Annotated in this window: 15 protein-coding genes and 1 tRNA gene; 8 read left to right on the top strand and 8 right to left on the bottom strand. The window is 69.8% G+C overall.

Annotated elements, in window-relative coordinates:
* The first annotated feature begins 30 nt into the window (after positions 1–30).
* The 7 genes from C5B85_RS11145 to C5B85_RS11115 all read left to right on the top strand — a co-directional run bounded on the left by C5B85_RS11145 (position 31) and on the right by C5B85_RS11115 (position 14,179).
* Positions 31–258, top strand: coding sequence for a hypothetical protein (locus C5B85_RS11145; protein ID WP_104286108.1), 228 nt, complete (start codon positions 31–33; stop codon positions 256–258).
* 102 nt (positions 259–360) lie between these two features.
* Positions 361–10,935: a non-ribosomal peptide synthetase gene (locus C5B85_RS11140; protein WP_258070734.1), complete on the top strand. Its 10,575-nt coding sequence runs from the start codon at positions 361–363 to the stop codon at positions 10,933–10,935.
* An 80-nt stretch (positions 10,936–11,015) separates the two neighbouring features.
* Positions 11,016–11,225, top strand: a complete 210-nt coding sequence (locus tag C5B85_RS11135; protein WP_218855261.1) for an MbtH family protein — start codon at positions 11,016–11,018, stop codon at positions 11,223–11,225.
* On the top strand, positions 11,222–12,205 hold the full coding sequence (locus tag C5B85_RS11130) for an ATP-binding cassette domain-containing protein (RefSeq protein ID WP_104286107.1): 984 nt from the start codon (positions 11,222–11,224) through the stop codon (positions 12,203–12,205). The genes C5B85_RS11135 and C5B85_RS11130 overlap by 4 nt, the downstream gene beginning before the upstream one ends.
* Positions 12,202–13,002: an ABC transporter permease gene (locus C5B85_RS11125; protein WP_104286106.1), complete on the top strand. Its 801-nt coding sequence runs from the start codon at positions 12,202–12,204 to the stop codon at positions 13,000–13,002. The genes C5B85_RS11130 and C5B85_RS11125 overlap by 4 nt, the downstream gene beginning before the upstream one ends.
* Positions 12,999–13,790, top strand: a complete 792-nt coding sequence (locus tag C5B85_RS11120) for a 4'-phosphopantetheinyl transferase superfamily protein (RefSeq protein WP_104286105.1) — start codon at positions 12,999–13,001, stop codon at positions 13,788–13,790. Before C5B85_RS11125 ends, C5B85_RS11120 begins: the two co-directional genes overlap by 4 nt.
* 119 nt (positions 13,791–13,909) lie before the next feature.
* Complete coding sequence (locus C5B85_RS11115; protein WP_219819396.1) at positions 13,910–14,179, top strand: acylphosphatase; 270 nt, start codon at positions 13,910–13,912, stop codon at positions 14,177–14,179.
* A 6-nt stretch (positions 14,180–14,185) separates the two neighbouring features.
* Here the strand turns inward: C5B85_RS11115 and C5B85_RS11110 are convergent, their stop codons facing one another.
* Positions 14,186–14,839, bottom strand: coding sequence for a TetR/AcrR family transcriptional regulator (locus C5B85_RS11110; RefSeq protein WP_104286104.1), 654 nt, complete (start codon positions 14,837–14,839; stop codon positions 14,186–14,188).
* Between the two features lie 71 nt (positions 14,840–14,910).
* Here C5B85_RS11110 and C5B85_RS11105 point away from each other — a divergent pair, with 71 nt between their 5' ends.
* Entirely contained in the window at positions 14,911–15,864 is a 954-nt protein-coding gene (locus C5B85_RS11105) for an NAD(P)-dependent alcohol dehydrogenase (protein WP_104286103.1), read from the top strand.
* Between the two features lie 46 nt (positions 15,865–15,910).
* Here the strand turns inward: C5B85_RS11105 and C5B85_RS11100 are convergent, their stop codons facing one another.
* The 7 genes from C5B85_RS11100 to C5B85_RS11070 form a co-directional block, all read right to left on the bottom strand.
* Positions 15,911–16,681, bottom strand: a complete 771-nt coding sequence (locus tag C5B85_RS11100) for a DUF1345 domain-containing protein (protein ID WP_181064400.1) — start codon at positions 16,679–16,681, stop codon at positions 15,911–15,913.
* A 151-nt stretch (positions 16,682–16,832) separates the two neighbouring features.
* Positions 16,833–16,908: transfer RNA gene (locus C5B85_RS11095), tRNA-Ala, on the bottom strand.
* Positions 16,909–16,984: 76 nt separating this feature from the next.
* Complete coding sequence (locus tag C5B85_RS11090; RefSeq protein ID WP_104286101.1) at positions 16,985–17,770, bottom strand: sulfite exporter TauE/SafE family protein; 786 nt, start codon at positions 17,768–17,770, stop codon at positions 16,985–16,987.
* A 5-nt stretch (positions 17,771–17,775) separates the two neighbouring features.
* On the bottom strand, positions 17,776–18,195 hold the full coding sequence (gene rsfS / locus C5B85_RS11085) for a ribosome silencing factor (protein WP_104286100.1): 420 nt from the start codon (positions 18,193–18,195) through the stop codon (positions 17,776–17,778).
* A 70-nt stretch (positions 18,196–18,265) separates the two neighbouring features.
* A complete protein-coding gene (locus C5B85_RS11080) occupies positions 18,266–18,985 on the bottom strand; it encodes a hypothetical protein (RefSeq protein ID WP_104286099.1) in 720 nt (239 codons plus the stop codon).
* On the bottom strand, positions 18,982–19,611 hold the full coding sequence (gene nadD / locus C5B85_RS11075) for a nicotinate-nucleotide adenylyltransferase (RefSeq protein ID WP_104286098.1): 630 nt from the start codon (positions 19,609–19,611) through the stop codon (positions 18,982–18,984). Before nadD ends, C5B85_RS11080 begins: the two co-directional genes overlap by 4 nt.
* 21 nt (positions 19,612–19,632) lie before the next feature.
* Positions 19,633–19,887 carry a hypothetical protein gene (locus C5B85_RS11070; RefSeq protein ID WP_146077937.1) on the bottom strand — a complete coding sequence of 85 codons (255 nt, stop codon included), beginning with the start codon at positions 19,885–19,887 and terminating at the stop codon, positions 19,633–19,635.
* Positions 19,888–19,898 lie beyond the last annotated feature (11 nt).

Here is a 19,898-nt window from a genome sequence, read left to right as displayed (position 1 = left end):
CCCGGCACACAGCGAACTGAGGAGCACAACATGAAGAAGACGACGACTCGCACCATCGCCAGCCTCTCCACGGCCGCGGCCCTCTCTCTCGGCGCAGTCGCCATGACGGCCGCCCCCGCGAGCGCCACCGACCTCGCCCCTGCGAGTTCCGTCTCGACGACGGCGAGCGGCGCGCTCATCAACGGCCCCCTCATCGACGGCCCGCTCATCGACCTCGGAGGCCTCCTCAACTCCCTGCAGATCGGCCAGTTCCAGTAGCGACCGTGCCTTCCTCAGAGGGAGGCCCGTCGCGGCGCACAGCCGCAGCCGCAAGAGACCAGGTGCCGAGGGAGACCTCGGCACCGCTATGAGGAGCGCACAGTGACGAAGGCCAGCCAGCAGACGCAGAACAGCCAGCAGACGCAGACCAGCCAGCAGCCCGAGGCGAGCCAAGAGGCCGAGGCGAGCCAGCAGATCCAGACCGGTCAGGGGGCGCAGAGCTGTCAGCAGGCCCAGGGCCGCCAGCACAGCGCCGGAGCGGAAGAGGATCGCCTGCGCCTCACCCCGGCGCAGCTGGGCATCTGGTACGCCCAGCAGCTTGACCCGGACAACCCGAGCTACCAGATCGGGCAGTACCTGGATCTGCGCGGGCAGCTCGACGAGCGCCTGCTGCGGATCGCGTTCACGAAGACCGTGGCCGACCTCGACGCGATGAGCCTCGTGCTCGCCGAGGACGGTGACGGGCCGTACGCCGTCCTCGACCGCCCATCGCCCACCGCAGACCTCCTTGCGGTGTCGGATCTGCGCGAGCTGGGCGAGGGGCAGGCGGTCGAGGTCGCCCTCGAGCGCATGGATCGCGAGCTCGAGACGCCGAGGTCGATGACGGGACGCGACCTGCTCGGCACGACCCTGTACCGGGTGGCGGATGCTCGCTGGCTGCTCTTTCAGCGTGTCCACCACGTGCTCCTCGACGGCTACTCCGCCGTCGTAGGCCTCCGCTACCTCGCCGGCGCGTACTCCCGGCTGGAGAAGAGCGCCCCTCGCGGGGTGCTCGGCGCTCTGCTCGCCGCGCCGATCGCTCACCTGGCCGCGCGCACCGCGTCGCCGCTTCCCGGGCTGGCGGAGCTCCAGGCCCACCTCGACGAGTACGCGAGCTCCGAGCAGCATGCGGCCGATGCCGACTACTGGCGCGGTCAGCTCGCCGATGACAGCGTCGTGACCGGGCTCGAGGGAACCACCGGCCGGGCGGCAAGGCGCGTCGTGCGCGTGTCCACGGGCATCCCGGACGCCGATGCCCGGCATCTGCGCGCGCTCGGTCGTGACATGCCGAAGACGGCGGTCGGCCTGGTCGCCGTGTACCTGTCGAAGATGACCGGCCAGGTTCGGGTCTCTCTTGGCCTCCCCGTGACGGCGAGGCGCGGCAAGGTCGCCAAGACGACCCCGTCCATGCTGTCGAGCATCCTGCCCCTTCGCGTCGACGTCTCCCCCGGGCTGAGCCTCTCTGAGGTCATCGCCAACGCCGGCGACGCTGTGCGCGGCGCCGTCGCGCACCAGCAGTTCCGGGTCGAGGAGGTCGCGCAGACGCACGCCCTCGCGGGCCCCTCCGTCAACCTGCTCCCCGTCATCGACGAACTCGTCTTCGGTCGCGCCCGCGGCACGGTCAACATCCTCTCGACCGGCCCCGTGCATGACCTCTCGGTGGTGATCTCCGGGCTGACGAGCGATGCCGCCGAGCCCACGCTCCAGCTCGAGGGCGACGCCGAGCTCTACTCGGCGGAGGTCCTCACAGAGCACGCGAGGCGGATGCTCGAGCTGCTGTCCCAGGTGCTCGATGAGCCGGGCACAACCACGGTCACCGACGCCAACGTCGTGCGAGCGGACGAGATCGCCGGTCTCCTCGAGCAGGGCTCCGGCGACGATGTGCCCATCGGTCAGGAATCGGTGCTGCGCGCCTTCTCGAAGATCGCCGCGGTTCGCGACACGGCTCCTGCGGTCGTGGCAGTAGACGGCACGCTCACCTTCTCGGAACTCGACGAGCTGTCGACGCGCCTCGCGCACCACCTCGTCGGCGAGGGCGTCGGTCCCGGGCGAACCGTTGCGGTGCGCATCGAGCGCAGCAAGTACCTCCCGATGCTCGTGCTGGCCGTGCTCAAGGCGGGCGGCGTCTACGTTCCCCTCGACCCCGAGTACCCCATCGACCGCGTCGGCAACATGATCGAGGATGCGTCACCCGCGCTCCTGCTGACGAGCAAGGCCCAGGAGCAGCGTGACCTCGCCGATGGTGCGTCCTGGCGCGTCGCGACCCTGCCGATCGACGCCGACACCTCCATCGCCTGGCGCAAGCGGTCTGCCGACCAGAGCGGCCTCTCGCCCGTCTCACCCTCTGAACTCGCCTACGTCGTCTTCACCTCGGGAAGCACCGGGCGACCCAAGGGCGTCGGCGTCGACCGCCTCGCGTTGCGCAACCTCTTCGAGCACCACCGCGCCGAGATCTTCGACCCAGCGGCCGAGCGCCTCGGCCGGCCCGTCAGGGTCGCCCACACGGCAGGCCTCTCCTTCGACGCCGCGTGGGACCCGCTGCTCTGGCTCTTCGCCGGCCACGAGCTGCACCTCATCGACGACGACGTGCGCCGCGACCCGCAGCGCCTCGCCGCCTACCTCGCCGAGCAGGGCATCGACGCGATCGAGACCACCCCGTCGTTCGCCGAGGCGCTCATCGCTGGCGGGCTCTTCGAGCAGGACAGGTACCCGACCGACATCGCGCTCGGTGGGGAGGCCGTGGGGCCCGCCCTCTGGGACGCGCTCGCCGCCCAGCCCGACGTCTTCGCCCTTAACCTCTACGGCCCCACCGAGACGACCGTCGACAGCCTCATCGCGCCCATCGAGCAGGGCTCTGAGCCACACATCGGCAGCTCGGTGCGCAATACGCGCCACTACCTCCTCGACGCCTCCCTCACCCCGGTGCCGGACGGCGCCATCGGCGAGCTCTATCTCGCCGGTGCCAATGTCGCGTCCGGTTACGTCGGCCAGCCCGGTCTCAGCGCCGAGCGCTTCCTCGCTGATCCGTTCGCTGGAGACGGCACCAGGATGTACCGCACGGGCGACGTCGTCCGTCGCCGTCGCAACGGCTCGCTCCGCTTCCTCGGCCGCATCGACGAGCAGGTGAAGATCCGCGGATACCGGGTTGAGCTCGCGGAGGTCGAAGCCGCGCTGCGCAGGCAGCCAGGAGTCTCGGCCGCCGCGGCGATCGTAGTCGGCGACGGCGCATCCGCCCGCATCGTCGGGTACGTGACCGGCGACGGCGAACAGGCGGACCTCGCGGCCCGGACGAAGTCGGCGCTCGCCGCGGACCTGCCCGGCTACATGGTCCCGAGCAGCGTGCTCGCCCTGAGCAAGCTGCCCATGACCCCGAACGGCAAGCTCGACCGGCGGGCGCTCCCTGCCCCTGAGCAGCGCTCGAACGACCCGGTGCAGCAACCCCGCACACGCGCCGAGCGGGTCACCGCGGATGCCTTCGCCGAGGTGCTCGGCATCGAGTCGATCGGCGTCGACGAGGACTTCTTCGGCGCGGGCGGCCACTCGCTCCTCGCCACCAAGCTCGCCTCGCAGCTCACGGAGCGTCTCGACCGGCAGGTCACGGTGCGCGACGTCTTCGAGCGCCCGACCGTCGCGGGGCTCGCCGCGCTCGACGACAACAGCGCCGACGCCGCCCGCACCCTCCCCCTCGCCCCCACGCCCCACGGCGACGAGCTCCAGGTCTCCCTCGCCCAACGTCGCCTGTGGTTCCTGAACAGCCTTGAGCCAGGTTCCAGCGCCTACAACATCCCCATCGTGCTGCACCTCGATGGCCGCCTCGACGAGGCCGCGCTCCGGGCTGCCTTCCGGGACATCGCAGAGCGCCACGAGCCGCTACGCACCATCTTCCCCTACGTCGATGGTGAGCCGAGGCAGCGCATTCTCCCGATCGACGGCGGCGCACCCGCCTTCACCTCCGTCGACGTGCCAGCAGACCGGGTGGACGACATCGTCCGCCAGGAGTCGCTTCGCCCCTTCGACGTGACCCGCGAGGTGCCGCTGCGCGCCGTGCTCCTGCGCACCTCGCCGACGAACCACGTGCTCGTGGCGACGATGCACCACATCGCCTCGGATGGCTGGTCGCTCGCCCCCTTCGCCGCCGACCTCTCCGCGGCGTACTCGAGCCACGTCGCCGCGGCGACCGGCGAGAGGCGCGCCTCGGCCAACGACGTGCTGCCCGCGCTCTCCGTCTCCTACGCCGACTACACGCTCTGGCAGCGGGAGTCGCTCGGCTCCGAGGACGACCCCACGAGCGCCATGAGCACGCAGCTCGACTTCTGGCGGCGCGCGCTTGCCGACGCACCCGACGAGATCGCCCTGCCGCGAGACCGCGAGCGCGGCGCACGGCCGAGCGACATCGGCCACCTCGCCTTCGAACTGGGTACGGAGCGCCACCTCGCCCTTCGCGAGGTCGCGGCGCAGCATCGGACGAGTCTCTTCATCGTCCTGCACGCGGCAGTCGCCGCGGCGCTCGGCCAGCACGGCGCCGGCGCGGACATCGTCGTCGGCACCCCCGTGGCCGGACGCGTGGACCCGAAGCTCGAGCGACTCGTCGGCTTCTTCGTCAACACGGTCGCGCTGCGCACCTCGCTGGAGGGCAACCCGACGCTCGGCGAGCTCATCGAACGTGTGCGCGTGGGCAACACCGAGTCGTACGCCCACCAGGACGTGCCGTTCGATGCCGTCGTCGACGCCCTCCGGCCGCCGCGCGTGGCCGACCGCCACCCCGTCTTCCAGGTGCTCCTCACGCTCCAGAACACCGAGCCGGCGAAGCTCGACCTCGGCGAGGTCGTCGTCACCGTCCCGAGCCAGGTCACGACCGCCGGCGTGAAGACCGACCTCATGCTCGACTTCTCGACCCCCTCCGGCGACGAAGGCCCGCTCGAGGCCGCCCTCGCCTACGACCTCGCCCTCTTCGACGAGTCGACGATCGGGCGGATGCGCGACACCGTCGACCGCATGCTCTCCGCCATGATCGACACCGTCGGGCTCACCCTCTCCGAACTTCCGGCCCTCGACCGGGAGACCCAGCGCCGGATCGACGCGCAGGCCGACGGCGAGCGCCTGCCCGTGGACGGGACCATCCTCGATGAGCTCGCCACGAGCATCCGCCGCCTCCCCGGAGAGCTGGCCCTCGAGGACGACGCGGAACCCCTCACCTTCGCCGAGCTCGGCGAGCGCATCAACGCCGCAACCCGTGGCCTCGTCGCCTCTGGCGTGCGCCCCGGAGACCGGGTGGCCATCGCGCTGCCCCGCTCCGGCGACGCCGTGACGCTCGTGCTGGCGGCGCTCCGCAGCGGAGCCATTGCCGTGCCCGTCGACATCGACTACCCGGACGCCCGCATCACGCAGATCCTCGACGCCAGCACCCCCGTGCTGCTCGTCGCGGTCGACGAGGCGCGCCTCGGCTCCCTCGCCGAGGAATCAGGGACTCGCACCGTCGCCCCCACCTCGCTCGTCGAGCTGGGCTCCAGCGAGTCGAACCTCGACCTGCCGGCCCCGCCACTCCCCGAGCAGCCCGCCTACCTCGTGTTCACCTCCGGCACCACCGGTGCCCCCAAGGGCGTTCAGGTGCCGCACTCCGCCCTCGCGAACGTGCTTGCGCAGCACCTGCACGCGATGATCTCCCCGCTCCGCGAGCTCCTCGGCGGGCGCCCGCCGCGCGTGCTGCACGTGGCCGGCCTCGGCTTCGACGCCGCCTGGGACCCGATCCTCTGGCTTGCCGCGGGCTCAAGCCTCGTGATGGCATCCGACGCCACGCGGCGCAACGCCGACGAGCTCGTGCAGCGAGTCTCCGGTTCCGCGATCGACGTACTCGAGACGACGCCGTCATACGTGCGCCAGCTCATCGGCACCGGCCTCCTCGAGCAGAGCGCCGAACGCGAGACGCCGCTCCTCGTCGCCCTCGGCGGCGAGGCCGTCTCGTCCGACCTCTGGGACGCCCTGCTCCGTGCTGACGGAATCGAGGCCTGGAACCTCTACGGTCCGAGCGAGTTCGCGGTGGACTCCGTCGTGACGCGCCTGACCGAGCCGGGAGGTGTCCGCATCGGCCGCCCGGTCGCCAACGTGACTGCTCGGGTGCTCGACGGCTACCTCCGCGACGTGCCGGATGGCGTGCCGGGTGAGCTCCACCTCGCCGGCGCCTCCGAGGCCCACGGCTACCTGGGACGCGCCGCCGAGACGGCAAGCGCCTTCATCGCCGACCCCTCGGGAGACGGCACCCGCCTCTACCGGACCGGCGACATCGTCCGCCGCCACCCCTCCGGCGAACTCGAATTCCTCCACCGCGACGACGACCAGGTGAAGCTCCGCGGCTACCGCATCGAGCTCGGCGACGTCGAGCGCAGCCTCGAGCGCACCGCAGGCGTCGAGGCCGCCGTCGCGACCATCCACGCGCCGGCCGGCCCGGACAGCGCGAGGCTCGTCGCCTGGGTCGCCGGGGCAGCCAACGCCGAGGCCGTCCTCTCCCTCGCCCGCGCCGAGCTGCCGGACTACATGGTTCCGGCCACCGTCACGGTGCTCGAGCGGCTCCCCCTGACCCCGAACGGCAAGGTCGACCACGCCGCTCTCCCCGCCCCGGAGTCGGCAGCGGGTTCCCGCACGCCCGAGACGACCGACGAGCACAGCATGTGCGAGGCGTTCGCCGCCGTCATCGGCCTCGATGAGGTCGGGCTCGACGATGACTTCTTCCGGCTCGGTGGGCACTCCCTGCTCGCCGTGGCGCTCGCCGGAGAGCTGCGCCAGCGCTTCGGCGCCGCCCCTCCCCTGCGCGCGATCTTCGACGCCCCCACGCCGGCCGGCCTCCTTGCCGTGCTCGGCCGCACAGGCGAGCGCCCGGACGCCGACCCCGCCGGCGGGCCGAGCTCGCGCCCGTCGCTCCACGAGTGGACCGCAGCCAACCCGCGCGTCGACGGCGAACACCTGCCGCTCTCGCCCGGCCAGGCACGCCTCTGGTTCCTGAACCAGCTCGCCCCCGAATCCGGCGACTACAACGTCGTGCTGAGCGCTCGCCTCGACGGCGACCTCGACCTCGAGGCGCTGTCCGGCGCGGTTGACGACCTCGTCGCCAGGCACGAGGTGCTGCGCACCACCTACCCCGAAGTCGATGGGGCTCCGGTGCAGCGCATCCACGAACCCGCCGCGGGTGTGCTCCAGCACAAGCCGGTCGACGCGTCTGCCGGATTCGACCTGACGAGCCAGCTGCCGCTGCGCGCCGGCCTGACCCCCGCCGGCGATGACTCGTGGCTGCTCGAGCTCGTGCTCCACCACATCTCCACGGACGGTGCGTCGCTCGCGCCGCTGGCGCACGACCTCGCTACGGCGTACACGGCACGGCGCAGCGGCTCGGTGCCGCTCCAGCGCCCGTTGCCCGCCCAGTTCGCCGACTTCGCGCGCCTGCTCCGGACAAGCGAAGAGCCAGCGGATGAGGCAGGCCAGGTCGCGGCGTGGACCGACCACCTCGACGGCGCTCCGTCGGTACTCCAGCTCCCCTCCGATGGCGCGCGGGCCGCGCAGAGCGCACAGCCTGCTGGCCAGCTCGACTTCAGCATCCCCGCGAAGGTCGCGGGCGCGCTCGGCTCAGTCGCGGCCGGCAGGTCGGCGAGCGCCTTCCACGGCTGGCTCGGCGCGATCGCCGGCTTCCTCGCGCGGACCGGTGCCGGCACGGACCTCGTCATCGGGGCCCCCTCCGCCGGCCGCCAGGACCCCGATCTCAGCGACCTCGTCGGATTCTTCGTCAACACGCTGCCGCTCCGCGTGCAGCTCGGCGACGAGGCGACGCTGGCCGACGCCGTCGAAGCGGCTCGCACGGCCGCGCTCTTCGGCATCGACCACGAGCAGGTGCCGTTCGAGCGCATCGTCGAGGCGATGGCCCCCGAGCGTGTCCTCGGACGACACCCCCTCTTCCAGACGATGCTCGCGGTCGAGGCTCAGAGCGAGCTCCCCCTCGCCCTGCCAGGCGTCGCCGTCACCCCGGTCGCTCCGGAGAGCACGGGCGGCGCGAAGTTCGATTTGTCCTTCACGCTGCGCACTGCAGAGGCCGGCGCCGACGTGCCAGGCGTGCTCGAGTACAACTCGGCGCTCTTCAGCGCAGCCGCGGCCAGCGGCCTCGTCGAGCGGCTCCTCGCCTACCTCGCGGCGGCCACCGAGACGCCGGACGCGCCCCTCGAGGCGATCCAGGTGCCGGGCACGCCAGGGCATCTGCGTGCCTGGCCCCTCCAGGCGGAGATGCAGGCGGAGATCCAGGCGGAGCGCGACGGCGGCACGACGTCCGAGCCGAGCACCGTACTCGACGCCCTCGCCGCCTCGGCCGCGCGCACGCCCACGGAACTGGCGGTCGTGGCCCCAGACGGAGCGCTCGACTTCGGTGCGCTCACGGCTCGCGTCGACCAGCTCGCCGGTGCGCTCCGCCGCCGCGGCGTGGGCCGCGGCGACGTCGTCGCCTACCGCCTGCCGCGCTCGGTCGACACCGCCGCCGCCCTGCTCGCCGTGTGGCGGGCCGGCGCCGTCGCCATGCCGATCGACCCCGAATACCCGAGCGAGCGCGTCGACGCCATGATCGAGGCCGCAGAACCGACCCTGATCCTCGACGGCGGGCTCGAGGAGCTGCTCGCAGACGGCTCCGGGGAGCATGAGACCGCCAATCTCACCGACGTGTCGCTCGACGACCCTGCCTACCTGATCTTCACCTCAGGAACGACCGGCGTGCCGAAGGGCGTCCAGGTGCCCCACCGCGCCCTCGCGAGCCTGCTCCGCAGCCACCGCTCGACCCTCCTGCCCGACTCGCGGAAGCAGCGCATCCGCGTGGCGCACACCACGGGCGTCGGCTTTGACGCCGCCATGGACCCGATCCTGTGGCTCGCGAGCGGACACGAGCTGCACATCATCGCCGACGACGTGCGCCGTGACCCCGAGGCGCTCGTGCAACTCTTCGCCGATCGGCGAATCGGCGCGTGGGAGACGACCCCGAGCTACGTCGAGGCGCTCACGAAGCAGACGCGGCTCGAGAGCTGGCTCGATGCCCTCCCAGATGCCGACGGGTTCACGATGCTGCTCGGCGGCGAAGCGATCACCGCTGAGCTGTGGACCTGGCTGCGTGGACGCGCGACGGTTCGGGCGTGGAACCTCTACGGCCCGACGGAGGTCGGCGTTGACTCGATGCTCGCCGACGTCGGCGAGACGGCGGCCCCGTCGCTCGGGGCGACGACGGGTGACGTCGTCGGCTACGTGCTCGACGGACATTTGCACCCCAGCCCCGTCGGCAGTGTCGGCGAGCTCTGGCTCGCCGGTACCCAGCTCGCCGACGGCTACACGGGCCGGTCGGAGGCCACCGCAGAGCGGTTCGTCGCCGACCCGTTCGCCCGCGACGGCAGTCGCATGTACCGCACAGGCGACCTCGTCGTCGTGCGGGACGCGCTCGACGGCGAACCGCGCCCGGTCGTGTCACTCGGCCGCAGCGACGCCCAGCTCAAGATCCGCGGCCACCGCGTGGAGCCGGAGGAGCTGGCTCGCGTGATCGGCGCCCAGCCGGGCGTCGCGAACGCCGTGGTCCTGCCCGTCGACTCGGCCGGGCAACTCGCCCTCGGTGCCTGGATCGTGCCGAGCGCGCCTGGCATCGCAAGCGGCGACCCGGACGCAGACCGCGAGGCCCGAGCACAGCTCGCGAGCCGAGTGCTCGATGCCGTGCGCGGCAAGGTGCCCGACTACATGCATCCCGTGGGCCTCGAGATCATCCCGCGCATCCCCCTCACCCCGAACGGAAAACTCGATCGGGATGCGCTGCCGCAGTTCCAAACGACGGGCGGGGCCGGCCGCGAGCCGAGCACGCGCGCCGAGCTGGCGGTCGCGGCGGCCTTCGCCGAGGTGCTTGGCGTCGATGACGTGCGGGCAGACGACTCGTTCTTCGCGCTCGGCGGTCACTCGTTCGTGGCGCAGCCGACCGTCCGGGCCATCAACGAGGCCCTCGGCACTGACCTGCCCGTGCAGGCCATGTTCCAGGCACCCTCGGTCGAGGGGCTCGCTGCCCTCGCCAGCAGCGGAGGTGGCAACATCGCGGAGAGCCTCCGGACGATCCTGCCGTTGCGGGCCGCCCGCGACCAGGGCGCGTCAGCCGCCGCCGAACCGCTCTTCGCCGTGCACCCAGCCAGCGGGATCTCCTGGAAGTTCGCCGGGCTACTCGCGCATCTCGAGGGCGACCGCCCGCTCTACGGACTCCAGCTGCCCGGCATCGCCCCTGACGACGGGGAGCAGACCGACCACAACACGCTCGCCGAACTGCTGGACGAGTACGTCGACGCGATGAAGACCGTGCAGCCCCAAGGCCCGTACCGGATCATCGGATGGTCGTTCGGCGGCCGCCTCGCGCAGCACCTCGCCGCCCACCTGCAGCGCCGCGGCGACGAGGTCGCGCTGCTCGCGATCCTCGACGCCTACCCGACCGAGCACTCCTCGGTCGCTGGCGTCGACGGTGGCGACCGCATGTGGCGAGCCTTCCTCGATGCGAACGAGGTGGAGGCGCCCGCCGACAAGCTGGATGCGGATGCGGTCCGCACCCTGCTCGCAGGAGCACGCAACCCGCTCGCAGACATCCCCTCGGCGAGTATCGAGCGAATGGTGCGCGGCTTCCTGCGCGTGGGCGCCCTCCTCGACACGACACCCGTGCCGACCTTCGACGGCGACCTGCACGTGTTCGAGGCGAACGTCGATGTCCCGGCTGACCGGCCAGGACCCAACGCCTGGGCACCGCACACCACCGGCACGGTGACATCGAGCCCGGTGCACGCGCGCCACTCCGCCCTCCTGGACGAAGCCGCCCTGCGCGAGGTCGCTCCGGAACTCGACCGCCTCATGTCGGATTCACACGCGCAATTCCCCAACCGATAGCGAACGGGCTCCGAAGCACTTGGAGAACCATTCGCGCCACCTCCATCACGAACCCCCGCGTGACGAGAGAAGGGAACATCATGACCAATCCGTTCGATGACACATCCGCAGAGTTCCGAGTTCTTGTCAACGATCTGCAGCAGCACTCCCTGTGGCCAGACTTCGCCGACGTCCCAGCAGGGTGGGTCGTGGTCTACGGACCGGCCCCCAAGCAGGCCTGCCTCGACTACGTGACCGAGAACTGGCGGGACATCACGCCAGTCCGCGAGCGCGACCTGGCGGTCTCGTGATCTCGATTCGCGGCCTGCGCAAGCGCTTCGGCGACTTCACCGCGCTCGACGGCGTCGACCTCGAGATCCCCGCCGGTTCCGTCCACGCCCTCCTCGGACCGAACGGCGCAGGCAAGACCACCACCGTGCGCGTCGTCACGACGCTGCTCGACCCCGATGAGGGAGACGTCGAGGTGGCCGGCCACTCGGTGCAGCATGAGGCGCAGGACGTCCGCCGCAGCATCGGAGTCTCCGGGCAGTACGCGGCCGTCGACGAGAAGCTGACCGGAGTCGAGAACCTGACGATGGTCGGCCAGCTGTACGGAATGCGCAGGCGAGACGCCCGCGCCAGGGCCCACGAGCTGCTCCGTGACTTCCGGCTGGACGACCTGCCGGCGAAGAAGCGTGCCGGCGAGTATTCGGGCGGCATGCGCCGACGCCTCGACCTCGCAGGCGCGATCGTCGCCCGGCCGCCCGTCGTGATCCTCGACGAGCCGACCACCGGCCTCGACCCCCGCGGGCGGCGCGACACCTGGGATGCCATCCAGACCCTCGCCACGGCGGGCACGACCGTGCTCCTGACCACGCAGTACCTGGAAGAGGCCGACCAGCTCGCCGACGCCATCTCCGTCATCGATTCGGGTCGGATCGTGGCAGAGGGAACCGCGGCCGAACTCAAGGCACGTGCAGGCGGGGCAGCAATCGAGCTTGTGCTCGAGAGCGCGACCGATGGGCCACGCGCCCTCGAGCTCGTCGCCAAGACGAGCCGGGATGCCTCCATCGACGATCGGGGCATGCGCATCACGGCCAAGGCGCCCGGCGGCAGCCACGATCTCTCCAGTGTGCTCGCGGCCCTCGAATCGGGTGGCATCAGCACCAGCGAGGCGGCTCTGCGCCAGCCCACGCTCGACGAGGTGTTCCTCCAGATCACGGGTCAGCGACCGGATGAGATCACCGACGATTCCCAAGCGCATGACGAGCGAGAGGCGGTCTCCGCATGAGCGCCATCACCGCGGCCTTCCGAGACGGCGGCATCGTCGCCCGCAGGAACGTCCTCAACGTCCAACGCACGCCCGGCGCGCTCGTCACCGGCATCGCGCAGCCCATCATCTTCGTGCTCATCCTCGCGTTCGTCTTCGGCGGGGCGCTCGGCGGGGCCGACTACCGGCAGTTCCTCATCGGCGGAATCCTCGCCCAGACGCTGACCTTCAACTCCTCGTTCACGGCCGTGTACCTCGCGAAGGACCTCCAGTCGGGCCTCATCGACCGGCTCCGCACGCTGCCCATGTCGCGTGTGGGCGTCATCCTGGGGCGGACCAGCTCTGACCTCGTGACGAGCATCATCTCGATCGCCGTGATCCTGGCCTGCGGACTCGCGATCGGCTGGCGCGTCGAATCCGGCCCCCTCGAGGTGCTCCTCGCGTTCGGCCTGCTCCTGCTGTTCGCCTTCGCGACCTCCTGGATCGGCGCGACGATCGCGCTGACCGCCAAGAGCGTCGAGGTCGCGCAGAGCCTTGGCCTCCTCTGGCTGTTCCCCGTCTGCTTCATCTCCGGCGCGTTCGTCTCCGCGGACATGCTGCCCGGCCCGCTCCGCGCGTTCGCCGAGTGGAACCCGGTGACCGCGGTGGCAAGCGCAGTGCGCGAGCTCTTCGGCAACGCCGCACCGAGCGGGTTCACCGCCGCCGGAGGCTGGCCGGCCGAGAATGCCGTGCTCTACGCCTTCCTGTGCAGCGTCGCGATCATCGCGATCTTCGCCCCGATCGCCGTGTGGCAGTACCGACGAATCAGCCGCCGATGATCGCCGTGCTCGCCGCTGGTGTCGATGAGGTCCTCGACGTCGCGACCCAGTGCGCGAGCGACGACGATCGTGTCGCCGCCAGCGAGCGACGGACCGAGGAGCTGCGGCGGCGGACGCTGGCGGGACGCGCGGCGCTTCGCCTCGTGGCTGCTTGGGGACGTGGCGTGCCGCTCGAGCGGGCCAGCGAGCTCGAGATCTCCCGTCGCTGCCCGGACTGCACTCGAGCGCACGGGCAGCCGCGTAGCGCCGACCTCGCCTTAAGCTCTTCGACCAGCGCGGGACGCGTGCTGGTCGCGATCGCGGACCCGGCAGATGCGATCGGTGTCGATATCGAGACGGTGCCGGGTCAGCTGTGGCCAGGATTCGACTCGTACACCCTGCACCCGGATGAGGCGCTGGGCATGCCCGCGGGCAGTGCATCCGACGGCATCGCAGCTCGCATCGGCACCTGGACCGCCAAGGAAGCAGCGTTGAAGGTCTCCGGCCGAGGCCTCAGAACCGACCCGTCCTCGCTCCGCGTCGACGAGCATCCGGACCCCGAACATGACGGTTGGCACCGCGTGCACGGCGCCCCGCTCCCGCGTTCTGCAGGTTCAGCGGGTTCCGGCGGGTCGACCCCACTGCCTGTCAGCGTTCGGATGCTCGCGGTGCGTGGCAGCGCGAGGGCCGCGATCGCCGCGAACCGCCCACAGGACGTGCGCCTCTGGACGATGCCGGAGCTGCTGACGGAGCTCGGCTGCTTGCCGGACACCGGCTATGACGAGGGCGAGCTTTCCCACCTGACCTGAGCCTCTGCCTCCGCTGCCCCGCAACGACCACCAGTTCGTAGGTGGGAAAACCCTGTAATTCGGGGCAAGCACGGGTGGGCATGTTCCCGCATTCTCGATCGTCAGAGCAGAATGTGCCCATGCGGAGAGTCAACGTCATCGTGGCCGGCAGCGTGCAGGGAGTCGGCTACCGCTTCAGCACAGCGCAGGAGGCGAAGCGCCTCGGCGTCAGCGGCTGGGTTCGGAACCTGCACGATGGCCGCGTCGAGGCGGAGTTCGAGGGTCAGGAGACCCAGGTTGACGCCCTGCTCGCCTGGATGGCTGAGGGCCCGCAGTACGCCGAGGTCACGTCCTCGCGAATCTCTGAGCGCACGCCGAAGGGCACGGAGGGCTTCCGCGTCGTCCGCTGACCCAGATCACACGTCCCGCTCGAGGGCGAGCCTCGCCTCGAGTTGATCGAGGATCATCTCAAGCCCGACCTCGAACTCGTCGGCGAAGTCGTAGTCGTCGCCGACCACCCGCTCGTCGATGAGCTCGGCAAGATGCGGGAACTGGTCGGCTGGTAGTTGGAGCCCAACAGCGAAGTCGCCCGCATCCTGCCCCTCCTCGAACGGGAGATTCTGCTCGGTGAGCACAAACCCGAAGACATAGGCGTCGAGAAGCGAGTAAGCGTGCGAGGCGAGGAGCACGGAGAGCCCGCCGGCTCTGAGCGACCCAAGCGTCGCGTTGTGGTGCGCGAGCACCGAGGTCGCCGGGTTGCTCCGGGACTCGAGGAGCCCGAGCGCCCAAGGGTGCGCTCCAAGGACGTCGCGGGCGGAGCGGGCTCTCGCCTCCATCTCGGCGCGCCAATCTCCGCTGCCTTCCGGGAGCAGGATCCGCTCGAAGGCCCAACCGGCGAGCGCGTCGAGCACGGCCTGCTTGTTGGCGACGTGGTGGTAGAGCGACATCGCCTCAACGCCGGCCTCCCGTGCGACGCTGCGCATGCTGACCGCCGCGAGTCCGCCCTTGTCTGCCACGCGCGTTGCAGCCTCCAGGATGCGCTCCCTGTTGAGCGGTTGACGGTCTGCCATTTGTCCTCCTTGCGGGCTTACATGTGTAAGGCTACTCTGAGATCATCAGACTTACAGGCGTAAGGAAGCTCATGCGAGCCGCAGTTGTCACCAGGTACGGACCCCCAGAGGCCGTCATCGTCACCGAGGTCCCCAACCCGATGCCACGCAAGGGCGACGTTGTTCTGCGCGTCGAGGCGGCCGCCGTCACCTCCGGGGATGCGCGAATGCGCGGGGGCCGGTTCCCTACCGGCTTCGGGCCACTCGCACGCCTCGGCATCGGGATCCGCGGGCCACGCAAGCAGGTGCTCGGGATCGCTGTCGCGGGCACCGTCGAGTCGACCGGCACCAGCGACCACGACTTCCCTCAAGGCGTGAGGGTCGCGGCCATGATCGGCGGCGAACTCGGCGGGCACGCAGAGCTGGCGCGGGTCCCAGCCTCCCAGCTCGCGCTCATCCCCGAGAAAGTGTCGTTCGAAGACGCCGCCGGGCTCCTGTTCGGCGGCGGCACTGCTCTCCAGTTCCTGCGCGAGCGCGCCCACCTCCAACCGGGCGAGCGCGTCCTCATCAACGGCGCCTCCGGGGCAGTTGGCTCGAGCGCCGTCCAGCTCGCGAAGCACCTCGGCGCGCACGTCACGGCGGTTTCCAGCGCCCGCAACCGGGGCTTCGCGCTCGGCCTCGGCGCCGACGAGCACGTGGACTACGCCACCACCTCCATCGACGACATCTCTGCGCAGTACGACCTTGTCGTCGACACCGTGGGGAACCTGAGCAAGAAATCAGGTCGACGCATACTCTCCCCCACGGGGCGCCTCATCCTCGCCGTCGCCGGGCTCACCGACACCATCACTGCGCGAGGCAACGTCATCACCGGGCCCATCCCCGAGCGCACGTCCGACGCCACCGAGCTGCTCAGCCTTGCCGCCGCCGGCACACTGGACCCGGTGACGACCATCGCGGGAGGCTTGGAGAGCATCCGCGACGCCTACGCCGTCGTCGACTCCGGCCGGAAGATCGGCAACCTGGTCATCCTGCCCAACGCCTGACGAAGGCCCTCGAGAGCCATCGTGAGGCAGTGTCACGGTGCCCCGTCTAGGTCGTCAGCCCACCGAACAGCACCGACACCATCATGGCGACAATGACCGAGTTGAACGCGAACGCAAGCACCACGTTCGTGCGCGCGATACGCCAGCCCCGGCGTGATGTGATCTTGGCAGATGCAGTCGCCGCCATCGTCGACATGAGGACGGCAAGCGTCAGATAGTCACCAAAGCGCGGCTCGTCGGCGAAGGGGAAGACGATCTCACCTCGGCGGGGCGAGGCGGGCTCCGCTTCGAGCTCGGCAGCCGCGTCGGTTTCAACGCCGATCTCACCGCGCATCTCTGGCGTTGAGTCGAGCCGGAGGTACTCGAGTGCAAACGAGTAGACCATGAGCGCCCACGAGGCGGCCACGGTCGCGAGGCCCAGCACCACGAAAATCGTCTGGTCACGAAAGGCCGGCTCCTGCGCGATCGCGATCGTCAGGGCGACGGCGATCATCGCGCCGGCAGTTGTCCAGTCGGTTGCTCCCCCGTAGCCCACCCACCGGTGCCACCAGCGCCGCTTCGTGATGGCCTCGCGCCGCGATGCGACCCGCAGCTGCACCGTGTCGGCGTTGCGGTAGGCGAGATGCGTCCAGACGAGATAGACGGCAGCGAACAGCGGCCAGAAGACGATGAAGATGCTGACGAGGTAGCGCCAGTAGTCACCGATCTCGACGCCGAGCCTCCTCGCCACGAACAGGTAGAAGGCCGCCGCGAACGGCACCGCCGCCAGTGCGCTCCAGTTCGCGCGTGCCGTGTCGCCCGTGATGCGTCTCGCCATGCGGCCCATCTTCCCCCATCGAGTCGCCGACAGTCTTGTGCTCGTCAAGACCGAACGCGAGCAGCCACAACTCCGCCCGAGACGCGCAACAAGACGGACCCGGGGACGGCAACGACAAAGCCCCGGTCAGCTTGAGCTGACCGGGGCTTGTTGGTGGATCTGAGGGGATTCGAACCCCTGACCCCCTGCATGCCATGCAGGTGCGCTACCAGCTGCGCCACAGACCCGCACCCGTTTCCGGGAACTCGAAAATAATAGCTCAGAAGCTGAGGCGCACCAAATCGAAGCGGCCAGCGCGTGTCATTACTGCGCGCTCCGGCGCGGCCACGCGTCCACACCCATGCGCACGGCGATGACCACGAGGAACGCTGCCAAGAGGATGTTGGCGAGCGACGGCGAGATGGCCGCGGCGCTTAATCCCCCAAGGCTCGTCGTGAGACAGGCCGCCCCGCCCACCGCGAGGCCAGCACCCACGTCAACGTTCTTCCGCCTGAGGTTGCTGATCGTGCCAGACAGTGCGGTTGGGATCATCATGAGCAGCGAGCTTCCCTTCGCGAGCAGATCGCTCGAGCCGAAGAGCACAACCAGCATCGGGACAACCACCACGCCGCCACCGATGCCCAGCAACCCGGACAGGACGCCCGTGCACAGCCCCAGGAAGACGAGCAGCACTCCCCCGACCACGTCGATATGTACGGCGGCGTCGCGCGAGGGGACAACAAGGAAGAGCGAGACGATGACCACGCCGATGAAGGCGATGAACGACCACTGCAGGGTTCGCTTCGAAATCTTCTCAAGCAGCCAGGAGCCGATCGGTGCGCCGAAGATGGCGCCAACGGCCAGCAGGGCCGCGAGCAGCAGATCGACGTTGCCGCCGATCGCGTAGGTCAGGACGCCGACTACCGCGGAGGGCAGGATAGCGAGGAGAGAAGTCCCGGCGGCCAGGCGTGTATCGAGCCGCACCAGGTACACCAGTGCGGGCACGATGAGAATGCCCCCTCCGACGCCGAAGAGCCCGGACAGGAAGCCCGCCAGCAAGCCGGTGAGGACGAGCCAAGCCCACCCTCCCAGCGACCTGCGGGGCGTCATACTGGTCAGTTCTGGTCTGCCTGGTCCGACTCTGCGTCGCCGTCTGCTTCTGCGTCGCCGTCTGCTTCTGCGAGCTCGAGCTCGACGACGGGGGCGTCGTTCCACAGGCGCTCGAGTCCGTAGAACGTGCGCTCTTCCTCGTGGAAGACGTGCACGACGATGTCGTTGAAGTCGAGGAGGACCCAGCGGCCCTCGCGGCGGCCCTCACGCCGCAGCGTGCGCTGGCCGATGTCGCGCATGGCGTCTTCGATCTCGTCGGCGATGGAGAGCACCATGCGCTCGTTGCGGCCGGAGGCGAGCAGGAAGATGTCGGTGAGCGGCATGTTGTTCGAGACGTCGAGGCCGACGATGTCGAAGCCGAGTCTCTTGTCGGCAGCCTTCGCTGCGATGTTTGCCAGTTCGATTGCTCGCGTACTCGCGGTCATTCGGTGCCTTTCGTTGAGAGCTCTGAGGAGCTCATCGTGGTGTCCGAGAGGCGATGCGTCCGCCAGCTGATCAGAACCAACCCTGAACAATACCCAGGATCACTGCGACTACGCCAGCCACAGCGACGGCAAGCCCACTCACGACGGCCCAGATCGAGAGGCGAACTCCGTGTCCGCGACGCGGAGCAAGCGGCATCCCTGGTTCACGGACCGCTCGACTTGCCGCGATCGGCGTGTGCTCCTCGCCACCCTTGGCGGGCTGCTGCTCGTCGTCGCCGTCGTCGTGATCGATCTCGGGCGAGTCGAGGCCACCCGTGAGCGTGCCGAAGTTGGAGAGCTCGCGGGAGACCTGCATCTTGCCGGTGATCATGAGATCGCCCGCGCCACTCAGTGCGCCCGTGATGTCCGGGGAGCTCATCTCGGGCATGACGATCATGCCTGTCGGCGTCTCGTCGGTCGAGTGGCTCGCCATGACAAGACGACGGAAGTAGTCGCCGCTGGTCCCGTCTTCCTGAGCTTCCTGCTCGACGGCAGCCGGACTGCGGTTGAACGAGTCTCCTGGCAGTTCCGGTTCGTCGGGGACTTCAGCCACGGCTGGCGCCTCGCTCGGCACCGCTTCGGGAGACAGCCCCTCGATCTGGAGAGGGGCCTCGAGCGCGACACCGGATGCGGTTGAGGACCTGTCGACGGAGACCGTGGGAGTGAGCGTCGGCAGTGGCGTCGGCTCACCCTTCTCGCGGCGACGTTCGAGTTCGCGCAGTTCGCGACGAGTCAGTGGGGCGTCACTCATATCGCATCAATCTCTTCAGCCGTGTACAGCCTGTGCTTCGCCATGTACTGCACAACGCCATCCGGAACGAGGTACCAGACCGGCTTCTCCTCGTAGGCGCGCTCCCTGATGTCAGTCGAGGAGATCGCCAGCGCAGGGATCTGGAGGGTTGCGACCTTGTCCGCGGGGATGCCGTCGGTGCGCATCTCGTGGCCAGGCCTCGAGACGGCGACGAACTGCGCGAGCTCGAAGAGCTCGAGCGAGTTCTTCCAGCCGAGGATCTGCGCGATGGCGTCCGCGCCCGTGATGAAGTACAGGGCGGCGTCTGGCCGGAGGCGCTGCACGTCGCGGAGCGTATCGATCGTGTACGTAGGGCCGTCGCGGTCGACGTCAACGCGGCTGACCTTGAACCTGGGGTTCGAGGCCGTCGCGATGACCGTCATGAGGTACCTGTGCTCGACGGGCGTGACGTGCGACTTGTGCGACGGCTTCCCCGTCGGCACGAACAGCACCTCGTCGAGCTCGAAGTGTGCGGCAGCCTCGCTCGCCGCAACGAGGTGCCCGTGGTGGATGGGGTCGAAGGTGCCACCCATGACGCCGACGCGTCGGCGCGCGGGAACAGGGGAAGTCTCGACGGTGTCAGGCATAAAGTGGCGCGGCTCTTCGCGCTAGTGCTTCGAGTGCTCCGAGCCGGCCTCGATGACGCCCGCGTGGTTGAACGGCTCGTACGGCACGACCTTGGAGTCGACCGGGTGGCTGTGCCACGTGTTCCGGAAGGCGTACGTGACGATGATGAGCGCCACGAATGCGACGAGCGTGACGACCCCGAACATGATCGGAGGCATCACGAGCTCGTTGACGACGTGGTGCCCTTCTTCAGCTAGCACAGCGTTGGCAAGCACGGCGGGAATCAGCTCGATCATGCCGTCCATCC

The organism is Pseudoclavibacter sp. AY1F1 (assembly GCF_002931075.1).
Lineage (GTDB): Bacteria > Actinomycetota > Actinomycetes > Actinomycetales > Microbacteriaceae > Pseudoclavibacter.
Note: the sequence above shows the minus strand (reverse complement) of the source record. Positions and strands in the feature narration are given on the sequence as shown.

Coding starts and splice junctions, on each gene's coding strand:
- C5B85_RS11110 (WP_104286104.1), bottom strand. CDS start 14,839: ATGGCAGACCGTCAACCGCTCAACAGGGAGCGCATCCTGGAGGCTGCA.
- C5B85_RS11100 (WP_181064400.1), bottom strand. CDS start 16,681: ATGGCGAGACGCATCACGGGCGACACGGCACGCGCGAACTGGAGCGCA.
- C5B85_RS11070 (WP_146077937.1), bottom strand. CDS start 19,887: ATGATCGAGCTGATTCCCGCCGTGCTTGCCAACGCTGTGCTAGCTGAA.
- C5B85_RS11080 (WP_104286099.1), bottom strand. CDS start 18,985: ATGAGTGACGCCCCACTGACTCGTCGCGAACTGCGCGAACTCGAACGT.
- nadD (WP_104286098.1), bottom strand. CDS start 19,611: ATGCCTGACACCGTCGAGACTTCCCCTGTTCCCGCGCGCCGACGCGTC.
- C5B85_RS11105 (WP_104286103.1), top strand. CDS start 14,911: ATGCGAGCCGCAGTTGTCACCAGGTACGGACCCCCAGAGGCCGTCATC.
- C5B85_RS11125 (WP_104286106.1), top strand. CDS start 12,202: ATGAGCGCCATCACCGCGGCCTTCCGAGACGGCGGCATCGTCGCCCGC.
- C5B85_RS11115 (WP_219819396.1), top strand. CDS start 13,910: ATGCGGAGAGTCAACGTCATCGTGGCCGGCAGCGTGCAGGGAGTCGGC.
- C5B85_RS11090 (WP_104286101.1), bottom strand. CDS start 17,770: ATGACGCCCCGCAGGTCGCTGGGAGGGTGGGCTTGGCTCGTCCTCACC.
- C5B85_RS11120 (WP_104286105.1), top strand. CDS start 12,999: ATGATCGCCGTGCTCGCCGCTGGTGTCGATGAGGTCCTCGACGTCGCG.
- rsfS (WP_104286100.1), bottom strand. CDS start 18,195: ATGACCGCGAGTACGCGAGCAATCGAACTGGCAAACATCGCAGCGAAG.
- C5B85_RS11135 (WP_218855261.1), top strand. CDS start 11,016: ATGACCAATCCGTTCGATGACACATCCGCAGAGTTCCGAGTTCTTGTC.
- C5B85_RS11145 (WP_104286108.1), top strand. CDS start 31: ATGAAGAAGACGACGACTCGCACCATCGCCAGCCTCTCCACGGCCGCG.